This is a genomic window from Desulfuromonas carbonis, assembly GCF_054658035.1.
This window is the reverse complement of record NZ_BAAHXR010000001.1, coordinates 24,863-42,243: the sequence shown is the minus strand read 5'-3', so window position 1 is coordinate 42,243 and position 17,381 is coordinate 24,863. Positions and strand designations below refer to the sequence as shown.

Below are 17,381 nucleotides of genomic sequence, written 5' to 3'. Positions count from 1 at the left end.
AAGTTGCCAGTGATCGGAGCGTAGCGACGCTGGAGTTTTTGTCTTACGCCAAGTTGCCGATCGGGTCAAGCTGGGATCGCCGTTTGCGCATCGATTCTCCTTTCAAGGTGAGCCGGTAGGCGTTGTGGATGAGGCGGTCGAGGATGGCGTCGGCGACCGTCGGATCCCCGAGGTAGTCGTGCCAGGCTTCGACCGGAAGCTGGCTGGTGATCAGGGTCGAACGCAGATTGTGGCGGTCCTCGAGGATTTCGAGCAGATCGCGGCAACCGGCGGCGGTCATGGGGGCGAGCCCCCAATCGTCGAGGACGAGCAGTTGAGTCTTGGCGACTCTATCCATCATCTTGGGGTAGCGGCCGTCGGCCCGCGCGAGGGCCAGTTCCTCCAGGAAGCGGGGCAGGCGCAGGTAGAGGGTCTTGCAGCCGAGGCGGCAGGCCTTGTGAGCCAAGGCGCAGGCGAGGTAGCTCTTGCCGACGCCGGTGGGGCCGGTGATGAGAATGTTGTGGCCCTTGGCGAGGTAGCGACCGCCGGCCAGCGCCAGCACGAGGTCGCGGTCGAGTCCCCGGGGTGCCCTCCAGTCGAGGTCCTCGATGCAGGCGCTCTGACGCAGCCGGGCCGTGCGCAGGCGAGTGGTGAGCCGGCGGCTGTCGCGCTCGGTCTGCTCGCGGTCGACCAGCAGGCCGAGGCGCTCCTCGAAGCTCAAGGCATCGGCGGTCTCGCTAAGGCGCTGTTCCTGAAGGGCCTTGAGCATGCCGGTCAGCTTGAGGGCGCGCAGTTTGTCGTCGGTGGGGTGGCTGAGCATGGTGGTCTCCTTGGTCAGTGGTAGTAGCCGGCGCCGCGGATGTTGTCGTGACTCGGCAGCAATGAGAGTTGGGATTCGGTGGACTCGGGGAGCGACTGGCGGTCCAGTCCGGTTTTGAGGATCGAGGCGACGCTCTTGAGGCGACAGGCGTTTGTTGCCAGGGCCCGCTGGCAGGCCGCTTCCAGGCGCTCGGGCGTGTAGGTCTTGGCCAGCCGGATCAGCCCCAGGACGCTGCGGTAGCCCTGCTGGGGATGGGCCCGTGAGGCCAGGATCTTCTCTGCCAAGGCGGCGGTGTGCGGTCCGGTTTTGGCCGCCCAGGAAACCAGGCGCTGCGGCGTCCATTCGGCATACTCCCTGTGGCTTTTGGGCATGTGCTCGCCGAGAGTGGTGTGGCGACCGCGCTCAGAGGAGCGGACATGGGAGGCCACCCGTTGCCCTTTGTGCAGAAATTCGACGGTGGTCGCCGTCAGGCGCACGTCGAGCTGCTGCTTCACCAGCACATACGGGACCGAGTAGTAGTGGTGGTCGACTTCGGCATGGTAATCGATGTTGACCCGCGCATGGCGCCATTCGGCGAACGTATAGGGGGTCGCCGGCAGAGGATTCAGAGCCGGACGTTCCAGGGTGTCGAAGAGCTGCTGGCGGCAGCCGGGAAGCTTCTTGAAGGGGCGCCGGTTGAGGTGCTCCACCAGCTCCCGAATGGCGGCGTTGGCCTCGGCCAGACTGAAGAAGGTACGGTTGCGCAGCCGCGCCAGGATGAAGCGCTCGGCGACCAGAACCGCCGCCTCGACCTTGGCCTTGTCTTTGGGTTTGCGCACCCGCGCCGGAATCACCGCGCAGCCATAGTGAGCGGCCAGCTCCGCATAGGTGGGGTTGATGTCCGGTTCGTAGCGGCAGGGTTTGGAGACGGCGCTTTTCAGGTTGTCCGGAACAACGATCTCGGGCACTCCGCCGTAGAAGGAGAAGGCCCGGACATGCGAGCCGATCCAGTCCGGCAGCCCTTGGGTCCAGGTGGCTTCGGCAAACGTCTGGGAACTCGCCCCCAGGGCCGCGACGAACAGTTGCGCTTCGCGGATCTCGCCGGTGCGGCGGTCGACGATCGGCAGGGTCTGGCCGGTGTAGTCGACAAACAGCTTCTCGCCGGCTTTGTGCACCTGACGCATCGACAGACGCAGTTTGCCGGACCACTCACGGTACAGATCGCAGAAACGGCTGTAGCGATACCCCTCGGGATGGCTGTTCTGGTATTCCTCCCAGAGCAGCCCCAGGGTGACGCCCTTGCGCTTGAGTTCCTGATGGATGGTCGCCCAGTCGGGCATGGGGCGCTGGTCGGCGGGAATGACTGGCGCTGGCGGAAAGAGCAACTGTTCAAGTCGGGTTTCGTCCAGATTCTCTGGCAGCGGCCAAGACAACCCGGCGTGAGCGGCGCGTCTCAGAAATTCGCCCACCGTGGTGTGTGACGTGCCGACGGAGCGGGCGATGGCCCGCTGTGTCAGGCCGGCTTCGTAATGCAGACGCAGAACGTCCTTGATCTTGCGCATGGATAACCTCGTGTGTGCCAATGGGACCACCTCCTGGAAAAAGTCCAGAAGGTTGTACCCCGCGGTTACCCAGCGTCGCGAGAACTTTGATCAGTCTGACAGATTCACCGACCTCTTCCGCTCAAACTGGAAAGTTTGGATCGGAACGGGTGGAAACCTTGCGTCGGAATGACTGGCAAGTTTGGATCGGAATCAGTGGCAAGTTTGCATCGGAATCGGTGGAAAGTTTGGCTCGGAATACGCAGCAAACAAACAACCAGGAACATCTCGCTTGTCATATGGACGGAGTAAACCTGCTAACCCATTCGGGTGTTATATACGGATCCGTATATAACACCGCCATATGCCGGGAATGTAGGCGGTGTAAATCAGTTTGTGTAAATGGCTTGGGTTTTTGTCGTCAGTAAACCGGCAACCTGCCTTCGAACAAGATGGAGAACCGGTTGAGGGCGGCCTTCCAGTCCCGAATCGGCAGGGTCCATTTCTTGGCGATATTATTCAGCGCCAGGTAGAGCAGTTTGAACATGGCTGCATCGTTGGGGAATGAGCCCCGGTTCTTGGTGACCTTGCGCAGCGACATGTTCAGCGATTCGATCGCATTGGTGGTGTAGATCACCTTGCGAATCTCCGCCGGGTAGGCGAAAAAAGGGGTGATTCTCTCCCAGTTCCGCCGCCAGGACTGGCCGATGGAAGGGTGGGTTTTATCCCACTTCGCTTCGAACTCCGTCAGGTTCATTTCGGCCTGCTCGGCCGTCGCGGCCTGGTAAATGGTCTTCAGATCGGCCGCCACTTCCTTGCGCTGTTTCCAGGAGACGTATTTGAGAGAATGACGCACCATGTGAACGAGGCAGAGCTGGACCTGGGTGCGAGGAAAGACCGCTTCGATGGCCTCGGGGAAACCTTTGAGCCCGTCCACGCAGGCGATGAAGATGTCTTCGACACCCCGGTTTTTCAACTCGGTCACCACCTGTAACCAGAACTTGGCGCCCTCGTTCTCGGCCACCCACATACCCAGGACCTCCTTGATGCCGTCCAGGGTGACGCCCAGGGCCAGGTAGACCGCTTTATTGCTGACGTGGCCGTTGTCCCGCACCTTAACCCGGACCGCGTCCATATAGACGATGGGATAGAGGGCGTCGAGCGGTCGGTTCTGCCAGATCTTGACCTCGTCCGCGACGGCATCGGTCACGCTGGAAATGAGGGCGGGAGAGACCTCGACGCCATAAATCTCTTCCAGATGCCCTTGGATCTCCCGGGTCGTCATCCCCCGGGCGTAGAGGGAGATGATCTTGCCGTCGAAGCCGGCGAAGCGGGTCTGGCCCTTGGGAATGATGAGCGGCTCGAAGCTGCTGTCCCGGTCACGCGGAACCTCGATCGGCAGTTTGCCGAATTCGCCCTTGATGGGGCGGTGTAAATCAGTTTGTGTAAATGGCTTGGGTTTTTGTCGTCAGTAAACCGGCAACCTGCCTTCGAACAAGATAGAGAACTGGTTGAGGGCGGCCTTCCAGTCCCGAATCGGCAGGGTCCATTTCTTGGCGATATTGTTTAGCGCCAGGTAGAGCAGTTTGAACATGGCTGCGTCGTTGGGGAATGAGCCCCGGTTCTTGGTGACCTTGCGCAGCGACATGTTTAGCGATTCGATCGCATTGGTGGTGTAGATCACCTTGCGAATCTCCGCCGGGTAGGCGAAAAACGGGGTGATTCTCTCCCAGTTGCGCCGCCAGGACTGGCCGATGGAGGGGTGGGTTTTATCCCACTTCGCTTCGAACTCCGTCAGGTTCATTTCGGCCTGCTCGGCCGTCGCGGCCTGGTAAATGGACTTCAGATCGGCCGCCACTTCCTTGCGCTGTTTCCAGGAGACGTAGCGGAGAGAATGGCGCACCATGTGAACGAGGCAGAGCTGGACCTGGGTGCGAGGAAAGACTGCTTCGATGGCCTCGGGGAAACCTTTGAGCCCGTCCACGCAGGCGATGAAGATGTCTTCGACACCCCGGTTTTTCAACTCGGTCACCACCTGTAGCCAGAACTTGGCGCCCTCGTTCTCGGCCACCCACATGCCCAGGACCTCCTTGATGCCGTCCAGGGTGACGCCCAGGGCCAGGTAGACCGCTTTATTGCTGACGTGGCCGTTGTCTCGCACCTTGACCCGGACCGCGTCCATATAGACGATGGGATAGAGGGCGTCGAGCGGTCGGTTCTGCCAGATCTTGACCTCGTCCGCGACGGCATCGGTCACGCTGGAAATGAGGGCGGGAGAGACCTCGACGCCATAAATCTCTTCCAGATGCCCCTGGATCTCCCGGGTCGTCATCCCCCGGGCGTAGAGGGAGATGATCTTGCCGTCGAAGCCGGCGAAGCGGGTCTGGCCCTTGGGAATGATGAGCGGCTCGAAGCTGCTGTCCCGGTCACGCGGAACCTCGATCGGCAGTTTGCCGAATTCGCCCTTGATGGTTTTGGCCGACTTGCCATTGCGGGCATTGCCGCCTTTCGTGGCCACGGGAGCATGCTTCTCGTGCCCCAGGTGTTGGGTCAATTCCGCTTCCAAAGCTCGTTCCAGAAGGGCCTTGGTGAGCTGTTTAAGCAAGCCGGTTTCGCCGATCAGGTCTTCGGGCTTCTTGTAGTCGGCAAGCAGACGGTCCAGCAGATCTTTTTCGATGGCCATGGGGGCTCCTTAGAGGGTGGGGTCCCGGTGTACCCCTGAATGGCCATTTACACAATCTTTTTTACACCCTCGGAATGTACAAAAATACTGTAATTATAGGGAATTATCAGTAGTGTCCGGTTAGCAAATTGCATTCACCCAAAGTTGCAGATAATTGTAAATATTTTCACAAGTTAGCGTATTTTTTGCTTGACAAATCGTCGTGAAGTCGGCGCGGTGATTTTCGTAAATACCTATTTTATATGAGGATTTACGAAAATGTCATTACTTGTTCGCTGCCACCGTACCCGGCTTAGCAGGCGCTCCATTGTCCGACTTTTTACCCCGTTCAAGGGCGCTCTCGAACATGCCCCGGTTCTTGAGGCCCGAGGCAACAGGCCACTGCAGATGACGTTTGAAGATCAGTTGAAAATCCTGACCTACTATCACCTCGAAGAGCATTCTTCGGGGCGTCATCTGCTTCAGGTTCTGACGCAGGAAGATTTTGCCGCGACTCATATTGCACCGCCCGGCGGTATCCGGAAAAGCGCCTTCTTTGAGGCGATCAATACCCGAGGGCTGGAGCAGATGATTCATGTTTACGAAGACCTGCAGAAACAGGTCTCACAAAAGATTCCTGTCGCCAAAGACATCTCCGATCTCGGCGATCTGATCGCCGTCGATGGTTCGCTGATTGACGCTACGCTGTCCATGCTCTGGGCGGACTATCGAGACGGAGCCAAAAAGGCCAAGGTTCACCTGGGGTTCGATATCGGTCGTGGTGTCCCCCAGAAAGTCACATTAACCGACGGCAAGGGCGACGAGCGTCCTCAGGCGGAACGGCTCGTGGCTCCCGGTCAGACAGGTGTCTATGACCGCTATTACCAGTGTTACAAAAACTTTGACGACTGGCAGGATCAGGGGCGCCACTTTGTCTGCCGCATCAAAGCCAGTTCTCGTAAGACGGAGTTGAGCGCCAATCCTGTTGTCCCCGGCAGTCATGTTTTCTATGACGCCAGGGTGTTGCTCGGCACCAAAGATGTCAACCAGACCGAACGAGAAGTGCGTGTGGTCGGCTACAAGGTTGACCAAAAATCCTATTGGGTCGCCACCGACCGCTTCGATCTGACCGCCGAGCAGATTGCCTTGATCTACAAGCTACGCTGGACGATCGAGTCCTTCTTCGCCTGGTGGAAGCGCCACCTCAAGGTGTATCACCTGATTGCCCGCAGTCCCTACGGCCTGCTGGTGCAGATCCTCGCAGGGTTGATTACTTATTTGCTGCTGGCCATCTACTGCCACGAAGAGCATGGCGAACGTGTCAGCATCAACAGGGTGCGTGAGCTTCGCAACAATATTCGCAACGAGGCCGCCGAGGATGCGGCCGCAGGCTTAGGGCCTCCCGATATCATTGACTTGGACTTCGGAGCCTATGCAACTTCTTAACCGGACACTACTGGGGAATTATAAAATTCAATAAATTGGCTTTCCGGGGTTTCAAACGGCATCGGGCCGAAAATCAGGAGATTATACGGATCCGTATATATGCTGTTTGGCAGATTACCGATCATGACTATCTCAAGCATCGCGAAATACCTTGCCGCGTGGTTCGTCATGTTGCTCGTTTCCATCGCAAATGGCGCCGTTCGGGACTTCACCTATGGCAAGCTAATGAGCGAACTTTCTGCTCATCAACTGTCAACTCTCACGAGCGTTCTGCTGCTGGGCGCGATTATCTTCGCCTTTGTCCACTTCTTCCCGCCCTCTTCTGACCTGGAAGCCGTTTGCATTGGTCTGCTTTGGATGTCACTTACCATCGCGTTCGAGTTTCTCTTTTTCCATTTTGTCGGCGGCCACTCCTGGGCGAAATTGCTGGCCAATTACAACATTCTGGAAGGGCGCGTCTGGGTTGTCGTTCTGGCCTGGGTAGCGGTTGCTCCATACGTTTTCTTCCGACTCCGCCGACCGACCTAACACTTATCAGGCCCCCGGCCGTCAAGGGTAAAAAAGTCCGATAACGAAAAAGGTTTTCCCTCCCGTTCTTTGACATGCGACTGATCACTTAAGAGCCAACCGGGTTCCGGCTTGGGATTCTCTTCTGGCTGCAGACGAATTCTGCTCCAAACACTTATCGAGGCTCTTGATGCAGGGGCCGGTCTTTGTCGACCTGGTTCTCCCTGCCGCCTGGAATCACGCTCGTGCCCTCATGCCGTCCCAATCAAAATAGCGAGGTCCATCTTGGTGCCGATGGCCGCAGTTAGGTGCGGGATCGGGGAAGGGGCAGAATCCGGCGCGGGCCCTTTGGACCATCGCGCAAGCTGTTGGAGCGGGGCGGACCTCCAATCAAAACAAACCGGCTGGCGGAAGTTGGCGGATGATGCGGCCCAAGTCGGGCTGTTGGCCCAGAAGTCTGCGCTTGCTTATGGCCGCCGAGCTTATCTCGCCGCTGTGGTTGCCTCCAGTTAGACGGTCTGGCTGATCCGCCCCCTCCGCGTCAGGCGGCCTTGCGCAGGAACCTGTCCTGGTCGAAGGGCACCTGATTTTTGAGCATGTAATAGACGGCACGACCGAGACGATGGGCCAGGATGGCCAGGGCTTTCCCCTTGCCGTGCTTGCTGGCCAGGCGTTGCAGCATGGTTTGAGCCGGCTTGTTCCCTTTGAGCATCAGCACCACGGCCTCGCCAAAAGCCCAGCGCAGATGGGCGTTGCCGATCTTCTTGCCCGAATGGCCATAATGCTTGCCGTTCGATTCCTTGCCCGGCTTGACCAGCCGGCAATAGGAGGCAAAGTCCTGCTCGCGGGGGAAGCGGGCGATGTCCTCGATCTCGTAGAGCATCACCATGCCGAGGATCTTGCCGACCCCGGGAATCGATTTGAGCAGCGCCAGGTTGATCGGATCATGACCGGTGGCGATGCGCTCCAGTTCCCGCTCCAGTCGATCCAGCAGCTGTTCGTAATGTTCGATGGTGAGCAGGTCGACCTCGACCATGCGACGTACCACCGAATCGGGAAACTTTTTGAGCAGATCACCGCGCTCGCTCGGTTTGGCGATACGTCCCAGCGGCTCGGGGAGGTTGTACTGGGTGGCGGTGTTCTGGATGTGGGCGAAGAGTTCGCCCCGTTTGCGGGCGAGATGATTGCGGCGGCGCAGCAAGTCCCTCGTCGCCCGCATCGGCTTGGGGTAGGTATAGGCCAGCGGAAAAGAACCGCCGCGCAGCAGTACGGCGATCTTGTGGGAATCGATGCGATCGTTCTTGGCCTTGCCGCCGTGAATTGCCTTCATGTAGAGGGCATGACCGAGGACGAAGTCAATCTCCTGCTCGGTGCACAGATCGGCCAGCCAGTACCAGGTAAACATGCACTCGCAGCCGACCACGATGCCGGAGCGGTAGGGTTTGATCAGTCGCAGGAAGTTTTTCGGTTTGGTCGGGATGTTCTGATGAACCACCACCTCGCCGGTCGCATCAAGGATGCAGACGTACATGGCGTCTGCATGCAGATCGACGCCGCAATAGAATTGGTGCTGTTTCGTGTAGAATTTCATGGTGCAGGCTCCTTTCTTTGAGAGGGTTTCTTGTTTCTCAAAGGATACCGGATGGTCCGGTATCTATGGAGGGGGCCTGCACTAGTATCAAATCGTGTAGCGGAACCGGTTCCTTGGACACAAGTTTAGATTATGCCGCCTGACGGATTTCGTCGGGCGACCGGAAGCCATTTTTCTCGACTCGCCATTCGCTGTTGTAGAGTTCGACGAAGGTTTTCACGGCCTCGCGAACATCATCGATGGTACGGAATATTCGGCCATAGATGGCTTGCTCTTTCAAGGTGCGGTTGAATCGTTCAGCAACTCCGTTGGTCTGTGGTTCGGCAACGAAGGCAAAGCTGGGGGTGATTCCCCAGAACTTGATCTGGTTCAGAAAATGGTCTGAGAGGTACTGGGTGCCGTGATCCATACGCAGAGACAACCCTCGGGCAATATCTTTCTCTACGCCCCCATAGATGTTGTCTAACGCCATGGAAAGTGGTTGAAGAGCAGCATAACGGTCGCCGGTCTTGCAAACATGCCAGCCGACACATTCGGCGTTCCAGTGCTCGACGGCGCTAAAGATCCAGACCCAGCCTTCGTCGAGAGTGAATACGCGGGTGCCATCGGTGCCCCACATTAGATTCGGAGCCATGGTGATGATTTTACCATCATGCGCCTTGGCTGCTTTGGGCCAACCCCGGTGAGGTGACAACAGATGATTCTCGCGCATCAACCGCAGAACCCGCTTGCGTGCGATGCGCACGCCGTCACAAATCCGCAGCCTGGCCCAGACCTTGCGGTGTCCTTCGCCGGTGAACGGGGACGTGGCCAGATCGTGACGGATCATGGCGAGAAGATCCTCATCACTGATTGACGGACGTGGGCCACGACGCTTGGGAGTTGATTGCGGAATCTGGCGCGAGGCATGGTAGAACGAGGAGCGAGCCTGCTCCCAAACATTGCAAACCCGCTGGACGCCGTAGGCCTTTTCAGCGCCTGGGGAGATCGTTTGGCTCATTTCGACGACCTCCGTTTGGCTAAAGGGCCGGGTTTTTTAACCCGTTCCCAAAGTAGTTCGTTTTCCATGGTCAATTCGCCGATCCGGGAGGGTGTAAAAAAGATTGTGTAAATGGCCATTCAGGGGTACACCGGGACCCCACCCTCTAAGGAGCCCCCATGGCCATCGAAAAAGATCTGCTGGACCGTCTGCTTGCCGACTACAAGAAGCCCGAAGACCTGATCGGCGAAACCGGCTTGCTTAAACAGCTCACCAAGGCCCTTCTGGAACGAGCTTTGGAAGCGGAATTGACCCAACACCTGGGGCACGAGAAGCATGCTCCCGTGGCCACGAAAGGCGGCAATGCCCGCAATGGCAAGTCGGCCAAAACCATCAAGGGCGAATTCGGCAAACTGCCGATCGAGGTTCCGCGTGACCGGGACAGCAGCTTCGAGCCGCTCATCATTCCCAAGGGCCAGACCCGCTTCGCCGGCTTCGACGGCAAGATCATCTCCCTCTACGCCCGGGGGATGACGACCCGGGAGATCCAGGGGCATCTGGAAGAGATTTATGGCGTCGAGGTCTCTCCCGCCCTCATTTCCAGCGTGACCGATGCCGTCGCGGACGAGGTCAAGATCTGGCAGAACCGACCGCTCGACGCCCTCTATCCCATCGTCTATATGGACGCGGTCCGGGTCAAGGTGCGAGACAACGGCCACGTCAGCAATAAAGCGGTCTACCTGGCCCTGGGCGTCACCCTGGACGGCATCAAGGAGGTCCTGGGCATGTGGGTGGCCGAGAACGAGGGCGCCAAGTTCTGGCTACAGGTGGTGACCGAGTTGAAAAACCGGGGTGTCGAAGACATCTTCATCGCCTGCGTGGACGGGCTCAAAGGTTTCCCCGAGGCCATCGAAGCAGTCTTTCCTCGCACCCAGGTCCAGCTCTGCCTCGTTCACATGGTGCGCCATTCTCTCCGCTACGTCTCCTGGAAACAGCGCAAGGAAGTGGCGGCCGATCTGAAGTCCATTTACCAGGCCGCGACGGCCGAGCAGGCCGAAATGAACCTGACGGAGTTCGAAGCGAAGTGGGATAAAACCCACCCCTCCATCGGCCAGTCCTGGCGGCGGAACTGGGAGAGAATCACCCCGTTTTTCGCCTACCCGGCGGAGATTCGCAAGGTGATCTACACCACCAATGCGATCGAATCGCTGAACATGTCGCTGCGCAAGGTCACCAAGAACCGGGGCTCATTCCCCAACGACGCAGCCATGTTCAAACTGCTCTACCTGGCGCTGAACAATATCGCCAAGAAATGGACCCTGCCGATTCGGGACTGGAAGGCCGCTCTCAACCAGTTCTCTATCTTGTTCGAAGGCAGGTTGCCGGTTTACTGACGACAAAAACCCAAGCCATTTACACAAACTGATTTACACCGCCCGATCCGGCGCATGGCCTGGTTGAGTTCCGCTTGAGTCGGATCGTTCTGACGTTGTTTCAACGACTCATCGATTCCGGTCAGCGCTTTCTCTCGCCACTGCTCCAGGCGGTAGATTTCGATGCTCAACTCGCGGGACAGAGCATCAACCGATTCGCCCCGCAGCAAGCGCAGAACCACTTCACGCTTGCGGGCAGCGCTCCAACGTTGCCCTTCGGCCAAAGGCCCAGTGACTGTTTCGTTCTTGTTGTTTGTTGTCATTATTAATCTCCTTGGACATCGGGATTCTATCCCAAATCAGTGTCCAAGAAAACTGGTGCCGCTATAGACCTAACAAATCGCAAAAAAGCGAACACGGATACAGGGGTTATTTGCCGCTCTGGCTTGCTCGCCACAACAAAGAGGTCTTTGGCGGGCTCTACGTTGCTGGTATTGTCTACACAATTTGGGTGTCGGTTTACGCCGCTACCTATACAATTCACTGCAGGCGGCACAACCCTGACAGGCCGTGGCCTGAACTCAAGCGTCAGACGCCACAACCCATTCCTCCTGTCACCAATTTTTACCAACTCCGCAACCTGGAGACACCCATGCCAAAGCCAATCATTAACATTGCCGATGTCGAGCTTGGGCCGCGCCCTCCCGGCTTCGCCCCTTCCGGATCCGCGGCAGAGAGATTCGACGCCCGGATGGGATTTATTGGCCCGCGCGTTGGCGCACAAAAACTCGTTTACAACATCACCGCTGTGCCGCCGGGGAAACGCGCATTCCCTTTTCACAACCACCGCGTCAACGAAGAGATGGTTTTTGTCCTGCAGGGGACCGGCGAAGTCCGGATCGGCGAGAGCGTCTACCCAATCCGCCCCGGTGACGTAATCGCTCTTCCTACCGGCGGAAAAGAGAGCGCCCACCAGATCACCAACACGGGGGCCGAAGAATTGCGCTATCTCGCCGTGAGTACCAAGCTCTCGCCCGAGATCGCCGAATACCCCGACTCGGGAAAATTTGGCGTCCTGGCCGAGTTCGGTGCAGACTCCGAGGGCAAGGCGCAGCGCTTTGTCTTCGTTGGTCGCGCCGACGCATCCCTCGACTACTGGGAGGGGGAGTGACTCTTACGGCAGCAGACTGCTGCCTCCCGAACCCCTGACCCTCATGCCGACGCTCCATTACCTCGCCTATGGCTCCAACATGCACCCGCTGCGGTTACGCGAACGATGTCCAAGTGCGCTTCCCCTGGGGGTCGTGGAGCTGCCGGGCATGGTGGTGCGCGATGCAAAACGCAGCGAGGACGGTTCGGGGAAGTGCACCTTTATCAACCAGCCGGGGCATCTCGCCTTTGGCGTCCTCTATGCGATGGATGCATTGGAACAACCTCTCCTGGATCGGGCCGAAGGGCTGGGCCAGGGGTATGATGTTCGACCGTTCCGGGTTTCGCTGGCGGGAGTGGTCTATTCCCCCATCGCCTATGTGGTCCGGCCCTCCCACTTCGATTTGTCGCTGCGCCCCTACGACTGGTACCAGGCGATGGTCGTAGGCGGGGCGCGCCATATGGGTATGCCGGAAGAGTACATCGCCGAGTTGGACGCGGTTGAGGCCATTATTGACTTGGACGCAGTACGGCGAGAAAATGAACGGGCACGGCTGCGAAGGATGGGATGCCTGCGATAGCCGAAGTCCTTATCCGCCCAGGACGTGGTGCAACAGCCAGGGCTAAAGCCCAATATCTCTTTAACCTCCAGGTATGGTGACGACGATGTTCACGCTACGGAAAGTGTTGGTCGGGATTTTGTTGCTTGCTGTTTCCCCGGTAACAAGCTCATTCGCGCAACCCGCGGCAGAGGCCGATGCCGAGTCCCTGAACCGCGGCAGGTATCTGGCCAGGATCGCCGGCTGTAACGACTGCCATACGGCCGGGTACGCCCAATCCGGCGGAAATATCCCGGAAGCACAATGGTTGATGGGCGACCAACTCGGCTGGCGTGGCCCCTGGGGTACGACCTATTCCAGCAACCTGCGACTCTACATGCAGAACTTTTCCGAGGACCAATGGGTCCAGATCGCCAGGACAGCCCAATTCCGGCCGCCGATGCCTTGGTTTGCCCTCCGTGACATGACTGAGGGCGACCTGCGCGCCATCTACCGCTTCGTCCGGCAGCTTGGCGACGCTGGCGCGCCGGCACCTTCCTTCGTCCCTCCCGGGCAGGAACCGAAGGGGCCATTCGTGTTGTTTCCAGCGCCGCCATCGGCAAAATGAGGCCGGAATCAACGGCTATACCATCTCTCGCGGCATCGCAGTGGGAGTGCAACGTGCGAATCTTCGGTCTGGTTGTTAGAGGAGGGCATTCGTGCCAGGCCTGCAAACATGGAAATAGGTGGAATATTTGAAGAGGGCAATCGTGTCAGGCCTGCAAACATGGAAATAGCCGAAATTGCACGATTGCAGGCCTGACACGAAAGCTTTGCAAGTACATTGATTTGGGAATTTTTTGCCAAGCACGTGCTGCCATGACAGAAAAGTCGGCGCTGGCGGGACGGCAAGAATATGCCGTGACAGGGAAAATCAGATGCCCGACCTGTCAGCCCACACGGGCGCTGCGCGATAAAGCCACATAGGCCGGTTACTTCTACGTTAGTGAAATGACCCCCAGGATAATTGTGCATGGACGCCAACCGATATCGATATGAATCCCCTGCCGCCCCCGTGGTCTCGGCCATCGCGTTGGCTGCCGGGGCTGGGCTGACCGGGCTGGCGCTGAGACTGGAGGATGCCCCGCTCCTGGTCGAAATCCTCCTCTGGTGTTTCGCCGTTCTGATGGCCCTCGTGCTGCTCGGCACCCTGCTGCGGACTTCAGTGACCGTCAACGGGGAAGGACATTTTCGCATGACCAAAACGTTGGCGGGATTCCCGCTCGGCAAGGTTTGCCTGCACAACGGCGAGGTTCGGGCCGTAGAACTGCACCGCACCCTGACGCCGGGTCTGGAGCACGCCAACACGTTGAGCAGCAGCCCCGACAAGCCGCGCTATCGTCTGGAGATAGTTCACGGCCGGGGGAAACATCTCGTCGCGGCCTCCGCCGGCAAGGGCCTCCAGAGCGAGGCGATCCGGCTGGCCAAGGCGCTCGATTGCCCCCTGGAGAAAACGGGGGACTGGGCACGCTAGGGGAATCTCCGGAATTGCTTTTTGCGGAACCAAATTCCTCACGGTGCCAAGGGGAACCAAACATGCGATATTTCGCTCTACTGTTCGGGATTTTGCTCCTTTTCGGCCTGGGGGGCTGCTCGTCACGGCAGCTCTACGAGTCCGGCCAGAGCTGGCAACGCAACCAGTGCAACCAGATCTTCGATGCGCTGGAACGCAGCCGCTGCCTGGAGAGTACCAGCTCCTCCTTCGAAGAGTACCGCCGGGAATCCGAAGCGGTGAGGAACGCCAGGTAGGAAGCGGTGGCAATCCTCCCTCTTTGAAGAGGCAATCGTGTCAGGCCTGCAAATATGGAAATAGCTGAAATTGCACGATTGCAGGCCTGACAAGAAAACTCTGCCCTGGTTGCTGGATTTGCCGAGGAAGAGGCAATCGTGTCAGGCCTGCAAATATGGAAATAGCTGAAATTGCACGATTGCAGGCCTGACAAGAAAACTCTGCCCTGGTTGCTGGATTTGCCGAGGGGACGGCGGCGGACTGTGGTCTGTGTGTGGTCAGGGGGGGGCGGTTTGGCGTCACGGGTCTGGATTTTCCCGGCCGCGCGGCAAATGTCCTCCAATGGGATGTTCTTTGCCCCTTTGCCGCCGAAGGAAGCTGAAAAGACTAGGAAAAACAAAAAGGCCCGCCAAAGTGGCGGGCCCCTCCATGTGATTCGTCCTGAGGTGCTACTTTACTTTTTTCCCGCTAAAACTGGGTGGCATCGAAGCGTGAAGGTTTTTCCTGCCTAGATTCTAGACATCGCCAGACTCCTCCATCGCCATGCCGTCGAGCACTTCCCGCAGCCGGGCATCCAGCCAAGGCGCGTCAGGGATAATCAAAGCCAGCACGGCATCACCGGCCAGCGGCATGACCGCCTCGAAGATCCCCGAGGCGCGGAATACGTACTCGAACGGCGGGGCCTGGTAGTCGAAGTCCGGCAGGAGCTGTTCGATCGTGTCACCCTCCTCCAGGACGACGATGTGACCGTGCGCCTCGGGATCGTACGCGCCGTCGTCCCCCTCGAACGCCACCATCCGCTGAACAGCTACCGCAGGCAGCATGCTCGCAAGTTCCCGAGCTCGGGCAGCTGACTTCAATTCGATCATCAATCTTCTCCTTCCTCGCGGCCATGAAGTGACAGATGGCGCAGGTTGCGACCTTCTCGACGATGTAAGTTGCGCACCACCAGATCGGGTGCGCCGGCTTGGGCAGGCGAGCGATCACGTCGTCCTCCCTTCGTCGGCAAGAGCGTTCAGCAGGTGCTGGCGCAGGGTTGGATCAGCATCGGGGGGAACGACGACGGTCAGGCCGAACTGGTTGTTGCGTAGCAGCACGCCGACCAGCATGTCGCCGTCGCGGTAGCCTCCCTCCCACGGCAGGCGTTCGGGGGGATGGCCGAGCACGGTGTCGATGGTCTCGGGTGAGTCGCTGGCCTCGACTAGCACGACGTAGCCGTCGTCCTCGGGGGTGTAGTGGTGGGTACCAGTGGTGTGGGCAGAAAACAGGGTGGCGACGGCCCGCTCGACGGCGGTGCGAACCGGGGGTGGCAGGTCGGCCGACGTCACGTCGACCGGCGAAAGAAAGGTGCGCATCGATTCCTCCTTGGCGTAGGCGGCCTGATTGCCAAGGAGGTAGTACGAGCTTTAAAAGTCGGTTGAACTCAGTAAAAAGCCCCGAGCCGTTGGCTCGGGGCTGTGTCGTTGTTCTCTGTTTTTTCGGTGGGGTCGGTGGAGTTGTGGGGTAGGGCTACCTACCGCAAGGGTTTTCCCGTGGTTCCCGGTGTTCCCGCTGCCGCTCTCAGGGCTGAGGCTTCTGCCCCGGCATCTTCGACTTGGTGATCTCGTCGTGCTTGGCAAGCTGGATCTTCATCAACGTCGCCGGCAAACCAAGCGACAAGATGAACGCTGAGATGGCCGTCCCCAAATACACTCGCTCCATCCAGACCGCAACATCGGGAAGCACTTTTCCGACAAGGCTCGCAGCAAGAACGAGCCCCAAGGTCGCAAGGTAGAGGATGAACATCCACTTCTGGCGGACAAGCTGGTTGAAAATTTTCTTGCGGCCTTTTTCGTTGGCGCGCCAACTATGCCCGGCAAAAGCACTTGGGTCTCCCATCATCGTCATGATCGCAACGAGAAAACCAGCCAGGACAGAAAACACCGTGACGATGACATTGATCGCTAAGTCGTTATCATGAATCAGGGGCTGTCCATAGATTGCCCCAGCTGCGCCGGCAAGGATTGAAACACTGAAAAAGATGATACGCGGCCAAGCAATTTGCTCTCTGTCTGTAGCCATACGCTATTGCTCCAGCAATCCGCCATCTCGCAATTCGTAGTAGTACTGCTCCAAGGCCCGCCATGCATCACCGCAGAAAACAGACTTCCCATGTTTAGGGAGGGAGACCGTCTTTCTCAGTGTGATGTCAGCGCCATTGATTTTCTCCCCACCAAGAGTCTCGATGGTAAAGCCGTCGTCGCCATCTTCAATCATCTGACTAGCCAATGACTCAATGCTCTGCCTACCAATAGTGCTGTCTTTTCTGCGACTGTCATATTTCAGTATGACATGTGCGCTGAGGTTTTCCGCCTCTTCGAGCTCTGCGGCATCATGGTCCTCCAAAATCAGGGCCTTGATTTCGTCCATCAGCCTTCCGCCGATCTTTTTCCTTACGGTCGTTCTCTCAAGATGATCCAGAGTTGCGTCAAATAATGTCGCATTCAGGTTGATCGACCGAACCCCTTGGCTCTGGATCAGGCGGACTTTGTCAACATCGGCTTTCTTGCAAAGGCCGAATTTGGAGGCATTGGCGTCGATCTTCGCGGCCTCGATGACCTCCACCATGTAGCGCTCCGCCTTCTTCTCGTGAAGATTGGACGAACAAAGCAGCACATGATTGCCCGCGACCAAGGCCATGATATCTCCATCCATGAACTCGCACTGGTCGGGAGGAGGTGTGGTGGTGACATCAGCCGGTTGTGTGCCGGCGGTCATGGGAACAACAGAAGCATGCTCTCCAGGCGAGTACGCCGCGATGTGGAGAAAAACGCCAAGCGAAGCTTGGTTCTGATGCTTTCTGCATTCCAGAACAGGATGCCCAGGCATTACCACGCGGCGCTGTGCAACGTCAGGCAACTTGGTGTGCGCCTCTGCAAGGTACTGTTCAAGAGTCTTTGCTGTCGGAGCAAAAAACTCAGCCTTGCGGTAGCCCAATGTTTTTTTCTTTTCGTCGGACACGATAACCCCCTGTAGTTTTGTAAAACA

Annotated in this window: 16 protein-coding genes and 3 pseudogenes; 8 read left to right on the top strand and 11 right to left on the bottom strand. The window is 58.2% G+C overall.

What is annotated here, in order from left to right:
- Positions 1-43 precede the first annotated feature (43 nt).
- The 4 genes and pseudogenes from istB to ACYQ8E_RS00195 all read right to left on the bottom strand — a co-directional run bounded on the left by istB (position 44) and on the right by ACYQ8E_RS00195 (position 5,002).
- Positions 44-799, bottom strand: a complete 756-nt coding sequence (gene istB, locus ACYQ8E_RS00210; RefSeq protein WP_066723645.1) for an IS21-like element helper ATPase IstB — start codon at positions 797-799, stop codon at positions 44-46.
- 14 nt (positions 800-813) lie between these two features.
- Positions 814-2,340, bottom strand: a complete 1,527-nt coding sequence (gene istA, locus ACYQ8E_RS00205; protein WP_066723643.1) for an IS21 family transposase — start codon at positions 2,338-2,340, stop codon at positions 814-816.
- Positions 2,341-2,740: 400 nt separating this feature from the next.
- A pseudogene (locus ACYQ8E_RS00200) lies at positions 2,741-3,748 on the bottom strand (IS256 family transposase); the annotation flags it as partial.
- 39 nt (positions 3,749-3,787) lie between these two features.
- Positions 3,788-5,002, bottom strand: a complete 1,215-nt coding sequence (locus ACYQ8E_RS00195) for an IS256 family transposase (protein ID WP_066722594.1) — start codon at positions 5,000-5,002, stop codon at positions 3,788-3,790.
- 258 nt (positions 5,003-5,260) lie between these two features.
- Between ACYQ8E_RS00195 and ACYQ8E_RS00190 the strand changes: the two are divergent.
- Positions 5,261-6,361: pseudogene (locus ACYQ8E_RS00190) on the top strand (IS4 family transposase); the annotation flags it as partial.
- 189 nt (positions 6,362-6,550) lie between these two features.
- Complete coding sequence (locus ACYQ8E_RS00185) at positions 6,551-6,955, top strand: hypothetical protein (RefSeq protein ID WP_066729732.1); 405 nt, start codon at positions 6,551-6,553, stop codon at positions 6,953-6,955.
- Between the two features lie 520 nt (positions 6,956-7,475).
- Here ACYQ8E_RS00185 and ACYQ8E_RS00180 read toward each other — a convergent pair.
- A complete protein-coding gene (locus ACYQ8E_RS00180) occupies positions 7,476-8,525 on the bottom strand; it encodes an IS110 family RNA-guided transposase (RefSeq protein ID WP_066723639.1) in 1,050 nt (349 codons plus the stop codon).
- A gap of 130 nt (positions 8,526-8,655) precedes the next feature.
- Positions 8,656-9,525 (bottom strand): integrase core domain-containing protein, encoded by an 870-nt coding sequence (locus tag ACYQ8E_RS00175; RefSeq protein WP_066726432.1) that lies wholly within the window; start codon positions 9,523-9,525, stop codon positions 8,656-8,658.
- A gap of 158 nt (positions 9,526-9,683) precedes the next feature.
- Between ACYQ8E_RS00175 and ACYQ8E_RS00170 the strand changes: the two genes are divergently transcribed.
- Positions 9,684-10,898, top strand: coding sequence for an IS256 family transposase (locus tag ACYQ8E_RS00170; RefSeq protein WP_066722594.1), 1,215 nt, complete (start codon positions 9,684-9,686; stop codon positions 10,896-10,898).
- 41 nt (positions 10,899-10,939) lie between these two features.
- On the opposite strand, the pseudogene ACYQ8E_RS00165 reads toward ACYQ8E_RS00170, so the two are convergent.
- Positions 10,940-11,200, bottom strand: a pseudogene (locus tag ACYQ8E_RS00165) (hypothetical protein); the annotation flags it as partial.
- 329 nt (positions 11,201-11,529) lie between these two features.
- Between ACYQ8E_RS00165 and ACYQ8E_RS00160 the strand changes: the two are divergent.
- The 5 genes from ACYQ8E_RS00160 (at position 11,530) to ACYQ8E_RS00140 (ending at position 14,374) form a co-directional block, all read left to right on the top strand.
- A complete protein-coding gene (locus ACYQ8E_RS00160) occupies positions 11,530-12,048 on the top strand; it encodes a cupin domain-containing protein (RefSeq protein WP_066726497.1) in 519 nt (172 codons plus the stop codon).
- A gap of 43 nt (positions 12,049-12,091) precedes the next feature.
- Entirely contained in the window at positions 12,092-12,607 is a 516-nt protein-coding gene (locus ACYQ8E_RS00155) for a gamma-glutamylcyclotransferase family protein (RefSeq protein WP_066726499.1), read from the top strand.
- An 85-nt stretch (positions 12,608-12,692) separates the two neighbouring features.
- Positions 12,693-13,193, top strand: coding sequence for a cytochrome C (locus tag ACYQ8E_RS00150; RefSeq protein WP_066726501.1), 501 nt, complete (start codon positions 12,693-12,695; stop codon positions 13,191-13,193).
- Between the two features lie 405 nt (positions 13,194-13,598).
- Positions 13,599-14,099 (top strand): hypothetical protein, encoded by a 501-nt coding sequence (locus tag ACYQ8E_RS00145; RefSeq protein WP_459859775.1) that lies wholly within the window; start codon positions 13,599-13,601, stop codon positions 14,097-14,099.
- 62 nt (positions 14,100-14,161) lie between these two features.
- The gene (locus ACYQ8E_RS00140) at positions 14,162-14,374 is read left to right on the top strand and encodes a hypothetical protein (protein WP_066726510.1); all 213 of its coding nucleotides are present in this window, start codon (positions 14,162-14,164) and stop codon (positions 14,372-14,374) included.
- A gap of 495 nt (positions 14,375-14,869) precedes the next feature.
- On the opposite strand, the gene ACYQ8E_RS00135 is transcribed toward ACYQ8E_RS00140, so the two are convergent.
- The 4 genes from ACYQ8E_RS00135 to ACYQ8E_RS00120 all read right to left on the bottom strand — a co-directional run bounded on the left by ACYQ8E_RS00135 (position 14,870) and on the right by ACYQ8E_RS00120 (position 17,354).
- The gene (locus ACYQ8E_RS00135; RefSeq protein ID WP_459859774.1) at positions 14,870-15,223 is read right to left on the bottom strand and encodes a hypothetical protein; all 354 of its coding nucleotides are present in this window, start codon (positions 15,221-15,223) and stop codon (positions 14,870-14,872) included.
- A 114-nt stretch (positions 15,224-15,337) separates the two neighbouring features.
- Positions 15,338-15,709, bottom strand: a complete 372-nt coding sequence (locus ACYQ8E_RS00130; protein ID WP_459859772.1) for a hypothetical protein — start codon at positions 15,707-15,709, stop codon at positions 15,338-15,340.
- Positions 15,710-15,914: 205 nt separating this feature from the next.
- Positions 15,915-16,415 carry a hypothetical protein gene (locus ACYQ8E_RS00125; protein ID WP_459859770.1) on the bottom strand — a complete coding sequence of 167 codons (501 nt, stop codon included), beginning with the start codon at positions 16,413-16,415 and terminating at the stop codon, positions 15,915-15,917.
- Positions 16,416-16,418: 3 nt separating this feature from the next.
- Entirely contained in the window at positions 16,419-17,354 is a 936-nt protein-coding gene (locus ACYQ8E_RS00120) for a hypothetical protein (RefSeq protein ID WP_459859769.1), read from the bottom strand.
- Between the last annotated feature and the right edge of the window lie 27 nt (positions 17,355-17,381).

Bases quoted from the DNA above. Each gene is read 5' to 3' on its own strand.
- ACYQ8E_RS00155 (WP_066726499.1), top strand. From the start codon at position 12,092: ATGCCGACGCTCCATTACCTCGCCTATGGCTCCAACATGCACCCGCTG.
- ACYQ8E_RS00125 (WP_459859770.1), bottom strand. From the start codon at position 16,415: ATGGCTACAGACAGAGAGCAAATTGCTTGGCCGCGTATCATCTTTTTC.
- ACYQ8E_RS00180 (WP_066723639.1), bottom strand. From the start codon at position 8,525: ATGAAATTCTACACGAAACAGCACCAATTCTATTGCGGCGTCGATCTG.
- ACYQ8E_RS00130 (WP_459859772.1), bottom strand. From the start codon at position 15,709: ATGCGCACCTTTCTTTCGCCGGTCGACGTGACGTCGGCCGACCTGCCA.
- ACYQ8E_RS00150 (WP_066726501.1), top strand. From the start codon at position 12,693: ATGTTCACGCTACGGAAAGTGTTGGTCGGGATTTTGTTGCTTGCTGTT.
- ACYQ8E_RS00145 (WP_459859775.1), top strand. From the start codon at position 13,599: ATGGACGCCAACCGATATCGATATGAATCCCCTGCCGCCCCCGTGGTC.
- ACYQ8E_RS00175 (WP_066726432.1), bottom strand. From the start codon at position 9,525: ATGAGCCAAACGATCTCCCCAGGCGCTGAAAAGGCCTACGGCGTCCAG.
- ACYQ8E_RS00140 (WP_066726510.1), top strand. From the start codon at position 14,162: ATGCGATATTTCGCTCTACTGTTCGGGATTTTGCTCCTTTTCGGCCTG.
- ACYQ8E_RS00170 (WP_066722594.1), top strand. From the start codon at position 9,684: ATGGCCATCGAAAAAGATCTGCTGGACCGTCTGCTTGCCGACTACAAG.
- ACYQ8E_RS00185 (WP_066729732.1), top strand. From the start codon at position 6,551: ATGACTATCTCAAGCATCGCGAAATACCTTGCCGCGTGGTTCGTCATG.
- ACYQ8E_RS00195 (WP_066722594.1), bottom strand. From the start codon at position 5,002: ATGGCCATCGAAAAAGATCTGCTGGACCGTCTGCTTGCCGACTACAAG.
- ACYQ8E_RS00135 (WP_459859774.1), bottom strand. From the start codon at position 15,223: ATGATCGAATTGAAGTCAGCTGCCCGAGCTCGGGAACTTGCGAGCATG.
- istB (WP_066723645.1), bottom strand. From the start codon at position 799: ATGCTCAGCCACCCCACCGACGACAAACTGCGCGCCCTCAAGCTGACC.
- ACYQ8E_RS00160 (WP_066726497.1), top strand. From the start codon at position 11,530: ATGCCAAAGCCAATCATTAACATTGCCGATGTCGAGCTTGGGCCGCGC.
- istA (WP_066723643.1), bottom strand. From the start codon at position 2,340: ATGCGCAAGATCAAGGACGTTCTGCGTCTGCATTACGAAGCCGGCCTG.